Raw genomic sequence first — 18,698 nt, 5'->3', positions numbered from 1 at the left:
TCGATTTGGCGGGAGATTCTACGCGGCTTCGGGCGGTCAGGAGAGTGCCGTTTCTCGCTTCAGCAATTGCTGTTTGCGCTCCACGCCCCAGCGGTAACCGCTGATGTCGCCATCCCGGCGCACCACGCGGTGGCAAGGGATGGCCACGGCAATACGGTTGGCCGCGCAGGCCATGGCGACCGCCCGCACGGCCTTGGGGGCGCCAATGCGCTCGGCGATGTCGGTGTAGCTGACCCGGCTTCCGGCCGGCACCTCACGCAGCGCCTGCCACACCCGCTCCTGAAACGCGGTGCCTTGCACATCCAGCGGCAGGGCCAGGCCCAAGGAGGGCGCTTCGACGAAACCGATCACTTCGGCGACCTTCTGCTCGTAGGCGCTGTCGCCGCCAATCAGGTGGGCCTTGGGGAACTGATCCTGCAGCTCGTGCAACAAGCCCTCGGGGTCGTCGCCCAGCAGAATCGCGCAGATGCCCTTGTCGCTCTGGGCTACCAGTATTGCACCCAGCGAGCATTGCCCAAGGGCGAAGTGAATGGTTGCCCCGGCACCGCCGGCGCGGTATTGCCGGGGGCGCATGCCCAGGCGCTGGTCGGCACTTTCGTAGAAGCGGCTGTTGGAGTTGTAGCCGGCGTTGTAAATAGCATCGGTGACCGAGCGCTGGTCGTCTTCCAGGTGCGCACGCAGGCGCCGGGCCCGGAAGGCCGTGGCGTAGGCTTTGGGGGTAACCCCGGTTTCGGCCTTGAACAGCCGATGCAGGTGGAAGGGGCTGACGGCCAGCCGTGCACTGAGTTGGCCGAGGCTTGGAACGGGGTCGCTGGTTTCGATCAAGCGGCAGGCGTGAGTAACCAGCTGGCTGTGGCGGGTGGCGCTGGCCTTGCTGATACAGCGTTTGCAAGCACGGTAGCCGGCAGCCTCGGCAGCCGCGGCAGTGTCGTAGAACTCGACGTTCATACGCTTGGCCTGGCGTGATTTGCAGCCGGGGTGGCAGTAGACGCCGGTGGTACGTACGGCGTAGACAAAGTGGCCTGTAGCGGCAGTGTCGCGGCTCTCTACGGCTTGCCAGCGTTGGTCGGGGGTGGTGTAGAGGTTCATCTTTGTTTCCCGGATATGTTGTTGCCTGTACGGGCGATGCGAAAACCTCAGGCCCGCCACAGGTACCAGGCCGCCACGGTACGAAACGGCCGCCAGGCGCCGCCCAGCGAACGCATTTGCGCCGGTGTCGGCGCCGTCTCCAGCCCCTTGAGCCGCCGATACCCCTCGCGCACGCCAAAATCGTCCACCGGCAGAATGTCAGAACGCCCCAGGCTATAGATCAGCAGCATCTCCACCGTCCACCGCCCTACCCCACGCAGCGCCACCAGGCGTTCGATCAACGCCTCGTCAGCCATGGTTAACGCCTGCTCCCGCGTCGGTACCAGGCCCTCCAGGGTGGCTTGAGCAATGCCCTGGACCGTCACCAGCTTGCTCGCCGAAAAGCCGCAGGCACGCAGGGTTTCCGGGGATACCGCCAGCAACTGCTCTGGCTGGGGAAAATCATCTGCCGGGAACAGTGCCAGCAAACGCCCCAGGATCGCCTCGGCGGCGCGGGCGTGCAGTTGCTGGTAGGCAATCGCCCGCACCAATGCCTCATAAGGCTCACGTCCCGGCGTAGCCTGGTGCAGGCAGGGCCCGATCGCTGCGATATGCCGTGACCAGTCCGGGTCAAGTGCCGCCAGGTGTTGCGCGGCCTCGTGATAGGCCTCAGGCGAAAGGTCGGCCAGCATCATGGCACCTCCATCAAGTCGATTGCAGGTCCAGCTTAGCGCAGCCGTTCATCGGGCAAACGCCGGTTCTTGCGCAGCTAATCTTTGGCATGCCATTGCTCCGCGCTATCTTCCCCGCATAGAATTGAGAACTATTCACAATCGCACACATCACTGGACTGGGCCTTCTCTACGATGCAGATCAACGACACGCTCAAGCCCACCGAGGTCGCTCTGCTCTACCAGTCTCACCATACCTGGTTGCGCGGCTGGTTACGCAGCCGGGTCGGTTGCAGTGAACATGCCGCAGACCTGGCCCAGGATACCTTCGTGCGGTTGTTGCGCGCCCGCCAGATGTCGCCGCTCAAAGAACCGCGCGCCTACCTCAGCAGCATCGCCCGTGGCTTGATGATCGACCAGTTCCGCCGCCGCGCGCTGGAGCGGGCCTACCAGGAGGGCCTGGCTCACCTGCCCGAAGCAGAAGTGCCCAGCGAAGAGGATAAGCTTGTCATCCTCGATAGCCTGGAACGCCTCGACCGCGCCTTGCAGCAGTTGAAACCGCGCGTCCGCCAAGCGTTCCTGCTGGCCCAGCTAGACGGTTTGAGCATCGTGCAGGTTGCCCAACGTCTGGGGGTGTCCAGGGCCACCGTTGAGCGCGACCTGGCCAAAGCCCTGGGCGCCTGCTACCGGTTGCGCTATGCCGATGCCTGATGGTACGCCCGCACAGGCGCAGGTCGATCAGGCCATCGACTGGCTGGTGAAGCTGCGTTTCGACACCCCCAGCCCGCGCACCGAGCAGCAGTTTCAACACTGGCTGGCCAGCCACCCACACAACCGCCTGGCCTGGCAGCGAGTCAGTAATCTGGGTGATGAATTGGCCGGGCTGCCCAAGGACCTGAGCCGGCGCACCCTGGACGCTAGCCAGCACCCAAAAGCCAGCCGCAGGGACCACCTGAAGTTGCTGGGGCTGTTGGCCGTGGGCGGCAGCCTGGGCTGGGCCGCGCGCGAACCGCTAGGCCTGCCACAGCTGCTGGCCGACACCAGCACTGCCACAGGCGAACGGCGCCAATGGCAAGGCAGTGACGGCAGCCGTCTGCAGCTCAACACCGCCAGTGCCATCGACTTGCACTACAGCGCGGAGCAACGCCAGCTGAAACTGATCCATGGCGAGGTCAGCCTGGAGAGCAACCCCAACGACAACCGCCCGTTCCACGTCGCCACCCGTGTCGGCCCGCTGACCACCTTCGATGGCCAGCTGTTGCTGCGCGAAAACAGCCAAGGGCTGCTGCTGTCGGTGCGTCGTGGTGAAGTCACGCTGTTCCCTGCCTCGGCCTCAGCGAGGCAAGTGCTGCCCGGTGAAACCTTGCAAGTCACAGCCGACGGCAGCATTCAGGCCAGAACACTGCACAACGACCCCTGGGGTTGGACCGAAGGTGTACTCAGCGTGCAGCAGATGCCGCTTGCCGAGTTTGCCAGCGAACTCGGCCGCTACCGACCGGGCCTGTTGCGCTGCGCTCCAGAAGTGGCGGGCTTGAAGGTTTCAGGCACCTATCAGTTGGCTGACACCGGGCAAATCCTGCAACTGCTCACCCGCAGCCTGCCCGTGCGGGTCGAGTACAGGACACGCTATTGGGTAAGCATCGGCGCGGCGTAAAGGGTTATCACTGCGCCACAGCCCGCATCCGCCCACGGCGCCGGTATGACTGCCTGGCAAAGCACACGAACAGCCCGGCCATCAGTGCCAGCGCCATGGGCAAACCATGCGGCGCGACATTCATGGCCGCCCCACTGACCAGCGGCCCGACCAGGCTGCCTACGCCCCACAGCAAGCCCACACTGGCGTTGGCAGTGACCAGGTCCTGGCCCTTGAAGCGCTGCCCGATCAGCACCAGCGCCAAGGTATAGATCCCCCCCGCCACCGCGCCCAGCACCACCAGCAGCGGCCACAGCAGCCAGGTCAGATTCAGCAGCCAAGGCAAACCGATGCCGATCACCATCGCCACCAGCCCGCACGCCAGGTGCAGCCCTGTGCGCTCAACCCGATCGGCCAACCAGCCCAGCGGCAGCTGGAAAAGCATGTCGCCGGCAAACACCACCGTCACCATCAACGCCGCCACGCCAACGGCAAAGCCATGGCTGGTGGCGTACACCGGCAGCAGCGACAGCACCACGGCATCGAAGAACGAGAAGAACAGCACCGCCATGCACAACGCCGGTGCCACACGGAAGAACCCGGCCAGGCCGAAGCTTTTTTCGCCCTCTTCGTGCTCGACATGGTCGTTAGGCACCGTCAGCACAATGCACAGCAACGCCAGCCCATAACAGACCGTGACGACACCCGTGATCCACGGGCTATCGGCGCCCAACACTGCCAGCATGGCCGGGCCCAGCACCTGAAAGCCCGTAAAGCTGGTGGCGTACAAGGCCATGATCTTGCCGCGGTTATGTTCGGGGCACAGTTCGTTGACCCACGACTCGCCGAGGATGATGGCGATCCCCATGCCAAGCCCCAGGCCCAGGCGCAGCAACGCCAGCAGCCACAACGAGCCGAACGCGGACTCGAGCAAGGCGATGCTGACCGTGCACAGGCTGAAACACAGCAGATAGATGGTGCGCCGGGTGAGATGGCGGCAGCAGGCGTCGACCAGAAAAGCCGAGAGCATCATGCCGGCGGCAGGGATGGCCGAGATGATGCCGATTTCCAGTGTGCTCGCCCCCGCTTCATGCAGGCGCAACGACACCAGCGGCAAGCTGGCCCCCAAACTGAAACCCACGACAGAAACAGCGAACAATAAGCCCGCCAACAAACGCATGTTCATGTACCACTCCTGGCAAACCGAAAAGACGTGCAGAAACAGGCGCGCACGCCAGAACGGCGAGCGACGCGAAAGCGCAGATCAGTTCAGGCGAGGTGTGGCGAGAAGGTGAAGGCAAACAGCACGCTGCGGCGGCGCTTGAGCACCGTGTCACTCGGCCATGCACGACGCAGTGCCTGGAAGGCAGGCTGGCGGGCGTGTGGGAGGGACTGGGTACGGCGCATTGCTTTGGCTACTACGCAGGTGATTGAAAAAAGAGGCGGCACTCTAGCCACCTCCGGGGGGCTCGTCAATTGCCCAGGGGCCTCTGCCAGGCCCCCGGTGCGTTCAGCGTTTACCTGTACTTGGCAGCAACACCGCCAACAACCCGAACAATGGCAGGAACGAGCACAACCCATACACGTATTCGATACCACGCAGGTCCGCTACGTACCCCAACAGCGCAGCGCCAATGCCGCCAAAACCGAACATCAGGCCAAAGAAGATCCCGGCAATCATGCCCACGCTGCCCGGCACCAGCTCCTGCGCATACACCACGATCGCGGAAAACGCCGAAGCCAGGATAAAGCCGATCACCACGCTCAGCACCGTGGTCCAGAACAAGTCGGCATACGGCAGCGCCAGCGTGAACGGCGCCACACCCAGTATCGAAAACCAGATCACAGCCTTGCGCCCGATACGGTCACCGATCGGCCCGCCAAAGAAGGTGCCCGCCGCCACCGCGCCGAGGAACAGGAACAGGTGCAGCTGCGAGCTGGCCACCGACACACCGAACTTCTCGATCAGGTAGAAGGTAAAGTAGCTGGTGAAGCTGGCCATGTAGAAGTACTTGGAGAACACCAGCAAGCCCAGCACGATCAGCGCCGCGATTACCCGATTGCGCGAAATGCCGTGAGTGGCCTGCACCGCCTTGCGCGCCTTGGCCTGATTGAGGTGTTCCTTGTACCAGCCGCGCAACATCAGGGTAACGCCGAGGAAGAACAGCCCTGCCAGGCCGAACCAGGCCACATGGGTCTGGCCGAACGGTATGACGATGGCCGCTGCCAGCAGTGGGCCCAGAGCAGAGCCGGTGTTGCCACCGACCTGGAAGGTCGATTGGGCCAGGCCGAAGCGCCCGCCCGAGGCCAGCCGTGCAATACGCGAGGTTTCCGGGTGGAAGGTCGACGAGCCAATGCCCACCAAAGCCGACGCCAGCAGGATCATCGGGAAACTGCCAACGAAGGCCAGCATCACGATCCCCACCAACGTACACAGGGTGCCTAGCGGCAACAGATTTGGCGTGGGCCGGCGGTCGGTGAAGAAGCCGACCCAAGGCTGCAACAGCGAGGCGGTGATCTGGAACGTGAGCGTGATCATGCCGATCTGGGCGAAGCTCAGGTCGTAGTTGGCCTTGAGCATCGGGTAGATCGCGGGCAGCACCGATTGGATCAGGTCGTTGATCAAGTGCGCCAAGGCGCAGAAACCGATGATACGCATCACCATCGGCGAGGCTTGGCTTGCCGCTGCCGGGGTGGATGCGGTGGAGGCACTACTGGTGGCCATTTGCCTGAATCTCCGTCCTCTGGTTTGGGATCCGATTATCAGGAATCAAATAGATACATAGCTACCTTTTTTATCCCCCTGTCGCCACGTACTTGAAAATGGTTCTCAATATAATTAGCATCCTCTGCCAATGACTCCTGTCATCGTTAGGCCAAACGGCCCCTATCGTGAGCAGACCGCCCCCATGAGCCCGATGTCCGCCAAGCAGCTGCAGCCCGATCCACAACAGGAAGCGCTGGCGTGGTTTTCGTTGCTGCGCCAGCCCGGTTGCGACGAAACCCAGCGCCAGGCATTTGCAGCCTGGTGCCAGGTACAAGAGAACGCCCACGCCTACGCCGAGCTGGAGACGTTCTGGCAACAGCTGCAACCCGCACCTGCCCGCCCTCGCCCACGGCATGTCACTGTCCGTCGCAGTCACCTGGGTAAAGGGTTGGCGCTTGCGTTTTTGCTAGGGTTAGCCGCTGCAGCTTACCTGTACTGGCCGCTGATGCAGCGTCTGGCCAGCGAGCTGCACACCGATGTGGGAGAGCGCCGCAGCATACGCTTGGCGGATGGCACGACATTGAACCTGGACAGCGCCAGCGCGATGAACGTCGACCTGCGCGGCCGCACCCGCCAACTGCACCTGGTGCAGGGCCAGGTGCATCTGGAAGTCGTGCTCGACGGGCGCGCCATGGACGTGGAAGTGGGCAACGCACGCATCCAGGTATACGGCACTCGCCTGCAGATAGCCCGCCATGCAGGGCGCGACGAACTCGTGGTATTCAGTGGCAAGGCCATGGTCACCCAGGGGGGTGAGCAGCGGATGGTCTCGGCGGGTGAGCGGGTAACCTTCGATGACACACGCATCGACCCGGTGCGTAAGGCTGATCTGAAAACCGCTGACAGTTGGCGCAATGGCCGCCTGAAAGCCACAGACATGCCATTGAGGCAGGTGCTGGAGCGCCTTGCCGGTTACCAAGGGCAGCGTCTGTGGATGATGGATGAACAAGTGGCTCATCGCCGTGTAAGCGGCGACTTCAACCTCGACCAGCCTGGCCAAAGCCTGCAATCCCTGGCTGCAGCCCAGCAGTTGCAGTTGCTGGGCGTGCTCGGGCACTGGCTTGTGGTGCGCTGAAACCGGGGCTGGCCGCTAAGTTTTTGAAAGCGTGCAAATTTTTTTTGAAATGAGTGTTGACAGAGGGGGCGTTCAAGAGAATAATGCGCGCCATCGGCTACATAGCTCAGTTGGTTAGAGCATAGCATTCATAATGCTGGGGTCCGGGGTTCAAGTCCCTGTGTAGCCACCAAACAAGACAAAGGGCTTACCGCAAGGTAAGCCCTTTTTCTTTGCCTGCGAAAAAGTTGCTGATGCCCGCGCCAACCAATCCCGCAGCAGCCGGGCGCCGAATCACAGGTTTCGGCGCTGCTATCGTCGCCTCAACGTATTCCGGTCACCGCCACAGCCAGGCCAAGCCCGATCAATGCCAGACCAATGGCCCTGTCCACCAGCACTTGCCGCTCGATCATCGCCCTGCGCAATGCCGTACTGGAGAAAAATACCGCCACCAGGCTGAACCATAGCCAATGGGCAACGGACATGAACGCACCGTAGGCGAAGTTCAGCGCCAGCGGGCTGCCAGGCTGCACCACCTGGGTGAAGGCACTGATGACAAACAACATGGTCTTGGGGTTGAGGGCGTTGGTCAAAAAGCCGGTGCGCAGCGCTTGCAGTACGCTGGCAGCAGACTGGCCAACCCCGTCCAGGCTGATACGTTGCGTGTTGGTCAATGACTTGTACCCGAGGTAGATCAGGTAGCCCGCACCCAGCACCTTCATGACGAAGAACAGCGTCGGGCTCTGGCTGATGATCACGGCAATGCCCAACACCGTGTACAACACATGCACCTGCACCCCCAGGGCGATGCCCACAGCAGCAGCCAGCCCGGCCTTGCGCCCCTGCGCATAACTGCTGCGGGTGACCATGGCGAAGTCCGCGCCGGGGCTGATGACGGCGAGCAGGGTGAACAGGGCGACGGCGATGAGTTCGGTCATGCTGAGGGCTCTCGATAGGCGATGGAAATGCACAGACCGCCGATTATCAAGCGCTTACAGATGCGGAAAAATCGATTTATGCTGAGATGAATCTGATAGTTTTGCTCACAGATATGTACAGCCTGCCTTGGCCTCTTCGCGGGTAAACCTGCCCCTACAGGGAAATATGTGGCCATGTAGGAGATCACCCAGCCCTTCCGGGCTGCGCTGTCGCGCAGCAAACATGAGGTGTACGGCTTCAGTTCCGCAGCGACGCTGACATTTTGAAAAAGAAAAGGCGGTTGGCCCGGTAGGGCCAGCCGCCTTTTGCTTTGTTAGGGTTCGTGTGCGCGGGACAGAGATCGTAGCCAGCACTGGTGTGTGTCTGCACACCCGCGTAGGAGAGTGATCCGCACGGTATCGGCGTGAAGTCCCTGTAGGCATCAGCTGATTCAGCTGTGACCACGTATGAGAGAGTGAACCCTTTCGCCACCGTGTGCCCCGCGCGCCCTTTATCCTGCGAGGATTCATCATGGCGCGCAAGCCTTCCAAGCAACGCTTTACCGTCGTCCATCCCGATTGCGCGGCGATCGATGTCGGTGGTCGAGAGCATTTCGTGGCGGTCGATCCCCGGCACGAAAATCCCGTCCAGTCGTTCACGTCCTTTACTGACGACCTGCTCAAGATGGCTAACTGGCTTGAAAGCCTGGGGATCAAGGTCGTTGCCATGGAATCCACGGGGGTTTATTGGATTCCAATTTACGAGATTCTCAGCGAGCGCGGTTTTGACGTTTATCTCGTCAATGCCAGAGCAACTCGGCAAATCACGGGCCGTAAATCAGATGTGCTGGATTGCCAGTGGATCTGGCAGCTGATGACTCATGGACTGCTCAGAGGCGCATTCCGCCCCGATGATCTGACCTGCTGCGTCCGGTCATTGGTCAGGCAGCGTGCTTCCAAAGTGAAAGACCAGGCGCAGACGCTGAACCGGATGCAAAAGGCCATGAGCCAAATGAACATCCAGCTGGCCAATGTCATCAGTGATATTTCCGGTGTAACTGGCATGAAGATTTTGCGGGCCATCTGCGCAGGTGAACGGGACCCAGTGCAACTGGCTGAACTAACCGACCGCCGCATCAAGGCAGGCAAGGAGGCTGTCGCTCGGAGTCTTCATGGCAATTGGCGGCGCGAGCATTTGCATGCGCTAACTCAGGAATTGGCTGCCTATGACTTCCTGGAGCAGCAAATTGCAGATTGTGACGACGCCATAAAAGCCGCGTTAGAGCAGTTGCCGGTGCTGCAAAACAAGCCAGAGCCATCCAAGAAGCCTTTACGGAGCCCACACCGAAACGGCGCCCAACAGACTGTATTGCATCAGACTTTGTGGAAAGTTCTTGGCGTGGACCTAACCGCAATTCCAACCATTGGGGTGGACACTGCATTAGTGCTGGCAGGGGAGATCGGTACAGATCTATCACGCTTCCCGTCCTCACAGCACTTCTGCTCTTGGTTGGGACTGGCTCCCCCTACCCGAATTTCCGGCGGTCATCGACTGGCAGGTGGTGGGCCCAAAATAGTCAATCGAGCAGCGCAAGCACTCAAGCAGGCTGCATCCAATGCCCGTAACGACAAGGGTTTCATTGGCGCATCGCACCGAGCCAGACTGACTCGAATGGATACCAGCTGCGCCATCAAAGCCACTGCGCATCAGTTGGCACGTCTGGTGTACAACCTGTTAACCAAGAAGCAGGCTTATGTTGAACAAGGTCTTGAGGAGTTCGAAGCCAGAAGCCAAGACCGGCAGGTCCGGGCTTTGCTTCGCAAAGCCCGGAAACTGGGGTATCAACTGGTGGCCGCTTGAGTGCTTAGAAAACAATGGGTTGCATTTTGTTTGATGAGAGATCACCCAGCCCTTCCGGGCTGCGCTGTCGCACAGCAAACAGGATGCGCATGACGTCAGATCTGCACTGACATCGAGATCTAGAAAAGCATTCGCCGACTGATCCGGGTAGGTCAGCCGCCGAATACTTTGCTATGGTTCCCAATGCGCGGGAAAGAGGCCGTAGACCGCACTGGTGTGCTGCTTTGCTCCCGAATGAGAGAGTGGCCCAAATGGCATCGGCGTTAATCCCTGTCGGCACAGCTTGCTGTGACCACGTATAGAAGAGTGAACACTTCGCCGCCATTGACCCCGCGCGCCTGTTTTTTTCGCTAGAAAGAACAGTGGGTTATCTTTTGTTTGATAGAAGAAGCCAAGACCGGCAGGTCCGGGCTTTGCTTCGCAAAGCCCGGAAACTGGGGTATCAACTGGTGGCCGCTTGAGTGCTTAGAAAACAATGGGTTGCATTTTGTTTGATGAGAGATCACCCAGCCCTTCCGGGCTGCGCTGTCGCACAGCAAACAGGATGCGCATGACGTCAGATCTGCACTGACATCGAGATCTAGAAAAGCATTCGCCGACTGATCCGGGTAGGTCAGCCGCCGAATACTTTGCTATGGTTCCCAATGCGCGGGAAAGAGGCCGTAGACCGCACTGGTGTGCTGCTTTGCTCCCGAATGAGAGAGTGGCCCAAATGGCATCGGCGTTAATCCCTGTCGGCACAGCTTGCTGTGACCACGTATAGAAGAGTGAACACTTCGCCGCCATTGACCCCGCGCGCCTGTTTTTTTCGCTAGAAAGAACAGTGGGTTATCTTTTGTTCGATAGAAGCGGGTTTACCCGCGAAGAGGCCGGCACAGCTGAACAGGGATATCATGAAACTGCCGCCACTCAACGCCTTCCGCTACTTCGACATTGCCGCCCAGACCGAGAGCTTCGTGCGCGCCGCCGAGCACTTGCACGTCACTCACGGCGCGGTCAGCCGCCAAATACGCCTGCTGGAAGAAAGCCTTGGCGTGGAACTGTTCGAACGCCGCAACCGGGCCATTTTCCTCACCCCCGCCGGTCGTGCCCTGCAAGGCACCACCCAGGCGATCTTCGAACAGCTCGAAGGCGCCGTGCAGCGCCTGCAGCAACAAGCTCGCGACAATGTGCTGGTGCTGTCTTGCGAACCGACCATCGCCATGCGCTGGCTGATCCCGCGCCTGCCGCGCTTCCATGCCACCCACCCCGACCTTCAGTTGCACCTGGTAGCCGCAGGCGGCCCGCTGGACTTCGCGCGCAGCGGTGTCGACCTGGCAATTCGCCGCGACGACTTCCACTGGGACAACCAGCTGTACAGCCAGAAAATCTGCGATGAATGGATCGGCCCGGTGTGCCACCCCGCCGCCTGCGCCAGACTCGATGGCCAACGGCTGCTGCAAGCACCACACGTCCTGCTGCCTGGCCCACCTGGCTGCGCCTGAGCGGCCAACAGGCGCGGCACTGCGAACGCAGCGACTACGAACATTTCTACCTGTCGATTCAGGCCGCCAGCGCCGGACTGGGCCTGGCCATTGCCTCAGCCCTGATGGTGCGCGACGAACTCGACAGCGGGCAGCTGCAGGCGCCGTTCGGTTTTGTGCGCGATGGCTCGGCCTACCACCTGCTCAGCCCGCAGCCTCTGGCCGACAGCGGCAAGCGCCAGCGCTTCGCCGAGTGGATAATGGACGAATGCCGGAAGTGCCTGGCTCATTTGGGGTTGATACAGAACGACGCCCCCGCACCGCCATCACCACCCCAGGTGCGATAACCGGCGGTATCCAAATGGATACGGCCTGATGGGTAGCGGCCCAGCCCCATGTTCCAGGCTTGGCCGTGTTGCTGCCAGAAACGGCACAGCGGATTGGGGTCGGCCCAGGCCGGCAGCAGTATATCGACGGCGAAAGCGCGGGTATGCGCACTGTTGGCCGCCCCGCCCGCACAGGCATTCAGGCGCGGCTCACGGTAGGCCGAAACCACCTCGAACTGGCGCAGGATGCCTTGATCGTCGAGTGCCTTGATCAACGCGAGGGTCGAACGCACAGCGGCCCAATTGCCGGGGGGTGGTACGGCGAAAGGCGATGCGTGGCACAGTTTCCAGTCCGATGCCGAGCGCAGCAACTGGTGAATTGGCACTACACCGTAAAGCCGGGCATCTACCAGCATTTCACGGAAAGGGCGGGTTTGATGATCACCCGCCCACTGGGCGAACATCCACACGTCGCGCTCGTCAGCGTGAGTAGCGCTAGCGATACACAGGCTCGCTGCCAAAAGCAGTTGTCTCATTCTTTATCCGTCCCTGCCGAGAACAAAGCCTGCGCGCCCGGGTACGCCCCTGCAAAGTCAGTCTTCGAACAGGGTACAGGCCATCACCAGGGCGTCTTCACGGCCGCCGGCAATCGGATAATAGTCGCGGCGGCGGCCAATTTCGTTGAAACCATAACGCTCGTACAAACGATAGGCCGACTGGTTGCTGGCGCGCACTTCCAGAAAGCATTCGCGGCCATTGAGCTGATAGGCCCGGGCCATCAGGTGCTTGAGCAGGCGCAGGCCCAGGCCGCAGCCTTGGTTTTCCGGTTTTACGGTGATGTTGAGCAGGTGCGCTTCATCGATGATCACATTGATCACACCATGGCCCACTTGCTGCTGGCCATCGAACATCAGCCAGACTTCGTACGATTTGAGCGCATCCTGAAAGATTCCACGGGTCCAGGGGTGACTGAATGCGGCATATTCGATCTTAAGTACGGCATCCAGATCCGCCTCGGTCATCGGGCGGAAGCTGATCGAGTCACTCATTCAACGCTCTTCCAGCGCGCCATCAGCTGGCGCATGGCTTTCCAGACGTCCGCCTTGCGTTGCGGCTCGTCCATCAACAGTTCAAGGCCCGGCAATGCCCAGGCGTCGCCCAGGCTGTCGAGCGTCAGGGTTTGGTAATAGGCATCGGCGTCGGCATTGGCGGCAAAACGCAGTGCCGGCAGGCCGACCAGCCACAGACAGGTACACGGGGCGTCTTCCAGGCGCGCCTGAACGAAGCCCTGGACGAAATCGCGCGCAGCCTCCGGCCCCTGGTCCATGTTGCCGCGCACCAGCAGTGGCCAGCGCACCGGCTCGCCGATGATCTGCGGGGCGTCGGGCAGGCCGGCGGCGCGCAGCATGTCCTTGAGCAGCAGGTAAGAGGGGTCGCGGCTCTGGAACGGCTGACCAGTGGCCAGTTCCACCAGCAGCAGGCAACTGCCGGCACGCAGCAACTGCAGCGAAAAGCGCGGTGGCGGCACCGGCGCCGGGCGCGGAGCAGCGGGCTGCTCTTGTGCCTCGACAGGCTTGACGGCGGGTTTTGCCACACTGCCCGGGCGCGGGATCTCGATTTTCGGCCGCTCGCCGGAGCGGGCCTGGGGGGTGACAGGCGCTTCGCTGGTTACCGATGCCGGCCTGACCTCAAAATCGATGTCCTCGACCGGCACAACCGGCAGCAGCAGCTCGGGCCGCGACGGTGCGGCGAACGGCAGCTCGGCGCGCGGCAGCCAGTGCACCACTTGCATGGCGGAAAGGTAGGCGCGGCGACGGGGTTCGGTCAGCAAGGGGCGGATATCCGAGGGGGTGAAGGCAATTGGGCATTCTAACGTGTACGCCGTGGTTTTTGCAGCGCCTATCAGACCGAGCGCCGTCACATGAACAACGCCTTACACCTGCACATCCCATGGTTATTTCTCATTACAGACCAAGGGGTAAAAACCACCCCCGCGAATGCAGTACAATCGCCCCCTTTTTCTTGGCAACGAGTCGAAGCCAATGATCGAACCCAAGCGCGTCCTGCGCGCCCTAGCCGAACACTGGGCCCTGATCGAGCCGCTGTGCGAGCGTTTCGACCAGGGCACCCTGAGCCTGGTCGAACTGCGCCAGCATGTGGCCCGCCAGCAGCTCGAAAGCACCCCGCAGGACATCACCCAGCTACTCGACGTGTGGATCCGCCTGGATATCCTGGTCCCGGTGGCCAAGAGCCCGAACCGTTTCGAGCTCAACGCGCAGATCCACGACTTCCTCGCCTACCTGCGCCGCGAACACCGGCTGGGCCTGTGCCTGGAGATCGAAGCCTACTTGCGCCACCTGGAGCGCCTGGCCGGGCACATCCAGGATGCCTTCGACAACCGCGACAGCGACGACCTGGCACGCCAGTTGCGCCTGCTCGACATGCGCGTGCGCGATGTGCTGAAAAAGCTCGACAACGACGAGCAGGCACTGGTGGCCGTGGCCGAACGGGCCAAGACCAGCAACCGCCAGATTCCGCTGCGCCAGCGTTATGCCGAAGTGCTGGCCACCTGGGACGAATACGTCGAGCCGATGATCCAGCTGGTCAACGCCGACGGCGCCTTCGAACAGGGTGTACGCAAGGTCGAGACCGTGCTGCTGAAACTGCTGGGCGAACAGGCGCGCCTGGGCCACCTGGTCGACGACGACATGCTGCTGCGCACCCACGCGCGCATCCTGGAAATGCAGACCAGCGCCCAGTTGACCCTGCGCCACGCCCGCGAACTGCTGCTGCCGCTGCGCGAAGAAGCCCGCCGACACAACGCCGTGACCCGCGGCGCCGCACTGGCCCTGTCGGTGATCCGGCGCAAAGGCATCGATGCCGTGCCGCAGGCGGCCATGCCGATGTTCACCCGCCCGCAAAGCACCTTCCTTGGCAGTGCCAGCCAGGTCGAGGCCTACGTTTACGCACTGGCTCGCTTCGAGCCCAAACCGGCGCGCTTCCCCAAAGCTCACAAGACCCAGTCCGGCGCCCTGCCCCGTGCCCCGCGCACGGTCAAGGAAATGGCCGAACGCTGCGAACAGGCCCTGCCACTGCCCGACTTGATGGTCTGGCTGCTGGAGCAGGAGCCCGAAGGCGCCACCGACGAGCTGCTGTACTGGTTCTCGCGCCTGTCGCGGGAAAAGCGCTTCAAGCGCGAACGCCTCGACCGCCGCGAATACACCACCCAGGAACATTTGGTCAGCCTGCATTCGTTCGCCCTGACCTCCAGCCGCGAAGACGCCCCAAGCGCGCCTACCGAACCCAACGCGAGCCCAGCCCATGCATCTTGATCTTTCCGAACTGTCCCAGCTCGCGCCGATCTTCCGCGAGCTGTTCAAAGGCTTCCACGTCAGCCGGCGCGACCCTGAGCTGTACGCCCAGCTGTCGAACTTCCAGGACCAGTACCGCACCCTGTTCAAGGCCCTGGGCTTCGAACTGGTGTGCGATACCCGTGGTTTCTACTACTTCGTGCCGGACATGACCGCCGCGCAGGTCAACAAGACCGCGCAGCGCCTGTCGCTGTTCACCTTCATCCTGGTCGAGCACCTTGCTGACCAGGGCCGCGACCCGATGGCCGTGCTCGACGGTGGCAGCATCGGTCGCGACGAACTGCCCTCGCTGCTGGACAAGTACCGCGACCTGTTCCTGCAGGCCGAAGTGCAGACCGTGGACGAGCTGGAAGAAAAAATTCTGCGGCGCATGACCCAGCTCGGCTTCGCCCATGAGGAAGGCGGCATCTACCGCTTCCTGCCGCCCATGCACCGCTTCCTCGATGTGTGCCTCTCGGTACAGCAGGACCGCGACCTGGCCGCCACCCTGCACAGCGCCCTGCCGCTGCCGACCCCGGTACTGGTCGAGGAAGAAAGCGCCGAAGAACTCAACCGTACCGACGACCCGCTCGACCTCACGCCTTTCCAGGGCGAGGAAAGCGAAGAGGACGCCCTGGCCCGGGCCATCCGCGAAGAGCAACAGGAGATTGACGCATGAGCCAGGAACGCTACGGCATCCGCCGCTTCGCATTGCTCAACACCGCCGGCTACAGCCTTGGCCTGTTCCCGCTGGAGCACCCGCTGTCGGTATACGGCGCCAACAACCTGGGTAAATCGGCGTCGATCAACGCCCTGCAGTTCCCGATCCTGGCACGCATGTCGGACATGAGTTTCGGCAAGTACAGCCTTGAGCAGTCGCGCCGCTTCTACTTCGCCAGCGACACCTCGTACATTCTTTGCGAACTGAGCCTGCCCCACGGCCCGCACGTGATTGGTGTGGTCGGGCGCGGCCCGGGTGGCGGTTTCGGCCACCAGTTCTTCGCCTACAAGGGCGAACTGGACCTGGCCCACTACCAGAAGAACGACACCTGCCTGCGTCAGAAGGAGCTGTTCACCAACCTTGAGCGCCTGGGGATCAAGGCTTACGAACTGAAGCCGGACGAACTGCGCCGACTGCTGGTGGGCGGACACACTTCGGTGCCGCTGGACCTGACCATGATCCCGCTGCGTTCCACCAGCGAGCAAAGCCTGAAAACTTTCCGCGCGCTGTTCATCAACCTGCTGCACATGCGTGAGATCACCGCCGCCAAGCTCAAGCAACTGTTCCTCGACGCCTTCGAGCACAGCCTGCGCTCGGGCAGCGTCGACTACATCGCTGCGTGCGAGGAAGCCTTCCGCGACGTACGCCGCATGGAGCAGGACTACAACGCCCTGGTCGCTGCCGGCCCGTTGGTCGAGGCCCTGGCCGGTGGCGTGGCCCAGCGCGACATCCTGCGTGGCAAGCTGCACCGCATTTCGCCTGTGCTCGACACCCTGCTGGGCACCTGGCAGGAATACGCCATGGCGCGCAAGGAAGAGCTGGTCATCCAGTCCGAGCACTACCGTGGCGAGCAGGACCGCCTGCAGAACGACCAGCGTGGCGGCACCCAGGAGCTGATGCGCCTGGAGCGTGAAATTACCGGTATCCAGCGCTGGCTAGGCGAGCTGTCGGTGCTCAAGCACCGCTTTGCGCTGGTCGATGACGTCAAGGTACTGGAGCAGCAACTGCTGGCGGCCAAAGACGCCCACGACGAGCTGGCCGGCGCGCTGGCCCAGTCACGGCAGTTCAGTGCCGAAGACCTCGACGAGCGCGTACGCGACCTGGAAAAACGCCTGAAGCAGGTCAAGCAGCAGCTGGATCACGCTGACAACAACAGCTATGCCCGCCTGCGCGAAGAGTTCTCGCAGCAGGACGTCGACCGCCTGATGCGTCTGTTCAACGGCGCGCTGTTCAGCCTGCCGCTGGGAGATCGCGGTATCGAGCTGGACGACAGCGACCTGTGGGTAAAATCGCTGGAAGCGGTGCTCGACGGCTTCAAGGGCGAACGCTTCGAGGCCCCAGGCCTGGCCATCGACCTGACCCACATCGACCCGCCGGCACTGCAGGCCCTGGCCGACCGGGCCGCCCTGCGCGACCAGAAAGAGCGCCTGGAAAAAGAACTCAAGCAGCTCAAGACCCAGCAAGCCGTGGCCGCCGACCGCTCCGCCTCCAAAGCGCAGACCGAAACCCTGTACCAGGAAGTGCTGGACGCGCAGAAGGCGCTGGAAGACTTCCGCCGCAGCCAAACCCTCGCCGCCGAAGAGCCCGAGAAGCTGGAACAGCTCTCGCAGCTGGAAGCGGCCCAGGACGAACTCAAGCGCTCCAGCGACGCCTTCACCGAGCGCGTCCAGCAGCTGTCAGCCAAGTTGCAACTGGTCGGCCGCCAGCTCGGCGACCTCGAGTCCAAGCAGCGCACCCTGGAAGACGCCCTGCGCCGTCGCCAGCTGTTGCCGGCCGACCTGCCCTACGGCACGCCATACATGGAAGCCATCGACGACTCGATGGACAACCTGCTGCCGCTGCTCAATGACTACCAGGACAGCTGGCAAAGCCTTCAGCGGGTGGACAACCAGATCGAGGCGCTGTACGCCCAGGTGCGCCTCAAAGGCGTTGCCAAGTTCGACAGCGAAGACGACATGGAACGCCGCCTGCAACTGCTGGTGAACGCCTACGCGCACCGTACCGACGAAGCCCTGACCTTGGCCAAGGCACGCCGCGCTGCGGTCACCGACATCGCCCGAACCCTGCGCAACATCCGCAGCGACTACGACAGCCTCGAGCACCAGCTGGCCCTGTTCAACCGCGAGATCAACAAGCGCCAGGTTTCCAACCTGGAAAGCTTCCGCGTGGTACTGGCGCCGAACAAGGAAGCGCTCAAGCACATCGACCAGATTATCCACAGTGCCGGCCAGTACGAAGAAGGCGAAACCCTGTCGGTCTTCGACCTGACCCAGAGTGCCGATCAGGACAACAAGAACGAAGAGGCCAAGGAGTACCTGGCACGGCTGGTGGCGGCCAACCACAACCAGCTGGGCCTGAAGGACCTGTTCGAGCTGGCGTTCGAGATCACCAAGGTCAATGGCCAGCCGATCATCCACGCCGACATCGACGGTGCGGCGTCCAACGGCACCACCATGACGATCAAGGCGCTGACCAACATGTACCTGTTGCTGCACCTGATGGACCGTGACCTGGCCGGGCGCATTCGCCTGCCGTACTACCTGGACGAAGCGGCAGACATCGACGAACGCAACCAGGCGGCACTGCTGGAGACCAGCCAGCAACTGGGCTTCGTGCCGATCCTGGCGAGTGTGAAACCACAGGTCTCGGCGCACGTTGCGATCGACCTGGAAGGTGGCAGCGGGCCGAACGGCATCTACATCGACGAGGCGGACTGGAAGTTCATCAGCCGGCTGGATGAAGTGAAAGCGGTTGTGCGTGAGGATCAGGCCGAGGAACTGGCCTGAGATAGCCGGGGCCGCGTTGCGGCCCTTTCGCGGGTGAACCCGCTCCTACGACGGCCTGTGTCCAACCACCGATGCGTATGC

Annotated in this window: 16 protein-coding genes, 1 tRNA gene and 1 pseudogene; 9 read left to right on the top strand and 9 right to left on the bottom strand. The window is 62.2% G+C overall.

Annotation, left to right across the window (positions count from 1 at the left end; genetic code table 11):
- Positions 1-36: 36 nt before the first annotated feature.
- Positions 37-1,089 carry a bifunctional DNA-binding transcriptional regulator/O6-methylguanine-DNA methyltransferase Ada gene (gene ada / locus LU682_RS03825; RefSeq protein ID WP_010951954.1) on the bottom strand — a complete coding sequence of 351 codons (1,053 nt, stop codon included), beginning with the start codon at positions 1,087-1,089 and terminating at the stop codon, positions 37-39.
- A gap of 47 nt (positions 1,090-1,136) precedes the next feature.
- Positions 1,137-1,763: a DNA-3-methyladenine glycosylase family protein gene (locus LU682_RS03820; RefSeq protein ID WP_010951953.1), complete on the bottom strand. Its 627-nt coding sequence runs from the start codon at positions 1,761-1,763 to the stop codon at positions 1,137-1,139.
- Positions 1,764-1,934: 171 nt separating this feature from the next.
- On the opposite strand from LU682_RS03820, the gene LU682_RS03815 reads away from it, so the two are divergent.
- Positions 1,935-2,450 carry a sigma-70 family RNA polymerase sigma factor gene (locus tag LU682_RS03815; RefSeq protein WP_010951952.1) on the top strand — a complete coding sequence of 172 codons (516 nt, stop codon included), beginning with the start codon at positions 1,935-1,937 and terminating at the stop codon, positions 2,448-2,450.
- The gene (locus tag LU682_RS03810; protein ID WP_049586375.1) at positions 2,437-3,393 is read left to right on the top strand and encodes a FecR domain-containing protein; all 957 of its coding nucleotides are present in this window, start codon (positions 2,437-2,439) and stop codon (positions 3,391-3,393) included. The genes LU682_RS03815 and LU682_RS03810 overlap by 14 nt, the downstream gene beginning before the upstream one ends.
- Positions 3,394-3,400: 7 nt before the next feature.
- Here LU682_RS03810 and LU682_RS03805 read toward each other — a convergent pair whose 3' ends face one another.
- From LU682_RS03805 to LU682_RS03795, 3 genes are all read right to left on the bottom strand, one after another.
- The gene (locus tag LU682_RS03805) at positions 3,401-4,558 is read right to left on the bottom strand and encodes an MFS transporter (RefSeq protein WP_010951950.1); all 1,158 of its coding nucleotides are present in this window, start codon (positions 4,556-4,558) and stop codon (positions 3,401-3,403) included.
- A gap of 83 nt (positions 4,559-4,641) precedes the next feature.
- Positions 4,642-4,779, bottom strand: coding sequence for a hypothetical protein (locus tag LU682_RS03800; protein ID WP_003247435.1), 138 nt, complete (start codon positions 4,777-4,779; stop codon positions 4,642-4,644).
- A 103-nt stretch (positions 4,780-4,882) separates the two neighbouring features.
- Entirely contained in the window at positions 4,883-6,097 is a 1,215-nt protein-coding gene (locus LU682_RS03795) for an MFS transporter (RefSeq protein ID WP_010951949.1), read from the bottom strand.
- Between the two features lie 193 nt (positions 6,098-6,290).
- Here LU682_RS03795 and LU682_RS03790 point away from each other — a divergent pair, with 193 nt between their 5' ends.
- Both LU682_RS03790 and LU682_RS03785 read left to right on the top strand, forming a co-directional pair.
- Positions 6,291-7,214 carry a FecR family protein gene (locus tag LU682_RS03790; RefSeq protein ID WP_049586372.1) on the top strand — a complete coding sequence of 308 codons (924 nt, stop codon included), beginning with the start codon at positions 6,291-6,293 and terminating at the stop codon, positions 7,212-7,214.
- Between the two features lie 95 nt (positions 7,215-7,309).
- A tRNA-Met gene (locus LU682_RS03785) sits at positions 7,310-7,386 on the top strand.
- Positions 7,387-7,516: 130 nt separating this feature from the next.
- On the opposite strand, the gene LU682_RS03780 is transcribed toward LU682_RS03785, so the two are convergent.
- Positions 7,517-8,131, bottom strand: coding sequence for a LysE family translocator (locus tag LU682_RS03780; protein ID WP_010951947.1), 615 nt, complete (start codon positions 8,129-8,131; stop codon positions 7,517-7,519).
- A 511-nt stretch (positions 8,132-8,642) separates the two neighbouring features.
- Between LU682_RS03780 and LU682_RS03775 the strand changes: the two genes are divergently transcribed.
- Both LU682_RS03775 and LU682_RS03770 read left to right on the top strand, forming a co-directional pair.
- On the top strand, positions 8,643-9,971 hold the full coding sequence (locus tag LU682_RS03775; RefSeq protein ID WP_010953496.1) for an IS110-like element ISPpu9 family transposase: 1,329 nt from the start codon (positions 8,643-8,645) through the stop codon (positions 9,969-9,971).
- 956 nt (positions 9,972-10,927) lie between these two features.
- Positions 10,928-11,781, top strand: a pseudogene (locus LU682_RS03770) (LysR substrate-binding domain-containing protein).
- On the opposite strand, the gene LU682_RS03765 reads toward LU682_RS03770, so the two are convergent.
- From LU682_RS03765 to LU682_RS03755, 3 genes are read right to left on the bottom strand one after another with little or no spacing between them, the layout of a single operon-like run.
- Positions 11,721-12,296: a D-Ala-D-Ala carboxypeptidase family metallohydrolase gene (locus LU682_RS03765; protein ID WP_049586371.1), complete on the bottom strand. Its 576-nt coding sequence runs from the start codon at positions 12,294-12,296 to the stop codon at positions 11,721-11,723. The pseudogene LU682_RS03770 and the gene LU682_RS03765 sit on opposite strands and share 61 nt — an antisense overlap.
- Positions 12,297-12,353: 57 nt before the next feature.
- Entirely contained in the window at positions 12,354-12,809 is a 456-nt protein-coding gene (gene rimI / locus LU682_RS03760; RefSeq protein ID WP_010951945.1) for a ribosomal protein S18-alanine N-acetyltransferase, read from the bottom strand.
- Entirely contained in the window at positions 12,806-13,591 is a 786-nt protein-coding gene (locus tag LU682_RS03755; protein ID WP_049586369.1) for a hypothetical protein, read from the bottom strand. Before LU682_RS03755 ends, rimI begins: the two co-directional genes overlap by 4 nt.
- A 211-nt stretch (positions 13,592-13,802) precedes the next feature.
- Here LU682_RS03755 and mksB point away from each other — a divergent pair, with 211 nt between their 5' ends.
- The 3 genes from mksB to mksF are packed head-to-tail and all read left to right on the top strand — an operon-like array spanning position 13,803 to position 18,617.
- Positions 13,803-15,092, top strand: a complete 1,290-nt coding sequence (mksB, locus tag LU682_RS03750) for an Mks condensin complex protein MksB (RefSeq protein ID WP_003247449.1) — start codon at positions 13,803-13,805, stop codon at positions 15,090-15,092.
- Entirely contained in the window at positions 15,082-15,789 is a 708-nt protein-coding gene (mksE, locus tag LU682_RS03745; protein ID WP_003247452.1) for an Mks condensin complex protein MksE, read from the top strand. Before mksB ends, mksE begins: the two co-directional genes overlap by 11 nt.
- Complete coding sequence (gene mksF / locus LU682_RS03740; RefSeq protein ID WP_010951942.1) at positions 15,786-18,617, top strand: Mks condensin complex protein MksF; 2,832 nt, start codon at positions 15,786-15,788, stop codon at positions 18,615-18,617. Before mksE ends, mksF begins: the two co-directional genes overlap by 4 nt.
- The last annotated feature ends 81 nt before the right edge of the window (positions 18,618-18,698 follow it).

Source organism: Pseudomonas alloputida (genome assembly GCF_021283545.2).
Classification (GTDB): Bacteria; Pseudomonadota; Gammaproteobacteria; order Pseudomonadales; family Pseudomonadaceae; genus Aquipseudomonas; species Aquipseudomonas alloputida.
Note: the sequence above shows the minus strand (reverse complement) of the source record. Positions and strands in the feature narration are given on the sequence as shown.

Coding starts and splice junctions, on each gene's coding strand:
- LU682_RS03795 (WP_010951949.1), bottom strand. CDS start 6,097: ATGGCCACCAGTAGTGCCTCCACCGCATCCACCCCGGCAGCGGCAAGC.
- LU682_RS03775 (WP_010953496.1), top strand. CDS start 8,643: ATGGCGCGCAAGCCTTCCAAGCAACGCTTTACCGTCGTCCATCCCGAT.
- LU682_RS03780 (WP_010951947.1), bottom strand. CDS start 8,131: ATGACCGAACTCATCGCCGTCGCCCTGTTCACCCTGCTCGCCGTCATC.
- mksF (WP_010951942.1), top strand. CDS start 15,786: ATGAGCCAGGAACGCTACGGCATCCGCCGCTTCGCATTGCTCAACACC.
- LU682_RS03805 (WP_010951950.1), bottom strand. CDS start 4,558: ATGAACATGCGTTTGTTGGCGGGCTTATTGTTCGCTGTTTCTGTCGTG.
- LU682_RS03815 (WP_010951952.1), top strand. CDS start 1,935: ATGCAGATCAACGACACGCTCAAGCCCACCGAGGTCGCTCTGCTCTAC.
- rimI (WP_010951945.1), bottom strand. CDS start 12,809: ATGAGTGACTCGATCAGCTTCCGCCCGATGACCGAGGCGGATCTGGAT.
- LU682_RS03800 (WP_003247435.1), bottom strand. CDS start 4,779: ATGCGCCGTACCCAGTCCCTCCCACACGCCCGCCAGCCTGCCTTCCAG.
- LU682_RS03765 (WP_049586371.1), bottom strand. CDS start 12,296: ATGAGACAACTGCTTTTGGCAGCGAGCCTGTGTATCGCTAGCGCTACT.
- LU682_RS03790 (WP_049586372.1), top strand. CDS start 6,291: ATGTCCGCCAAGCAGCTGCAGCCCGATCCACAACAGGAAGCGCTGGCG.
- mksB (WP_003247449.1), top strand. CDS start 13,803: ATGATCGAACCCAAGCGCGTCCTGCGCGCCCTAGCCGAACACTGGGCC.
- LU682_RS03820 (WP_010951953.1), bottom strand. CDS start 1,763: ATGATGCTGGCCGACCTTTCGCCTGAGGCCTATCACGAGGCCGCGCAA.
- LU682_RS03810 (WP_049586375.1), top strand. CDS start 2,437: ATGCCGATGCCTGATGGTACGCCCGCACAGGCGCAGGTCGATCAGGCC.
- mksE (WP_003247452.1), top strand. CDS start 15,082: ATGCATCTTGATCTTTCCGAACTGTCCCAGCTCGCGCCGATCTTCCGC.
- ada (WP_010951954.1), bottom strand. CDS start 1,089: ATGAACCTCTACACCACCCCCGACCAACGCTGGCAAGCCGTAGAGAGC.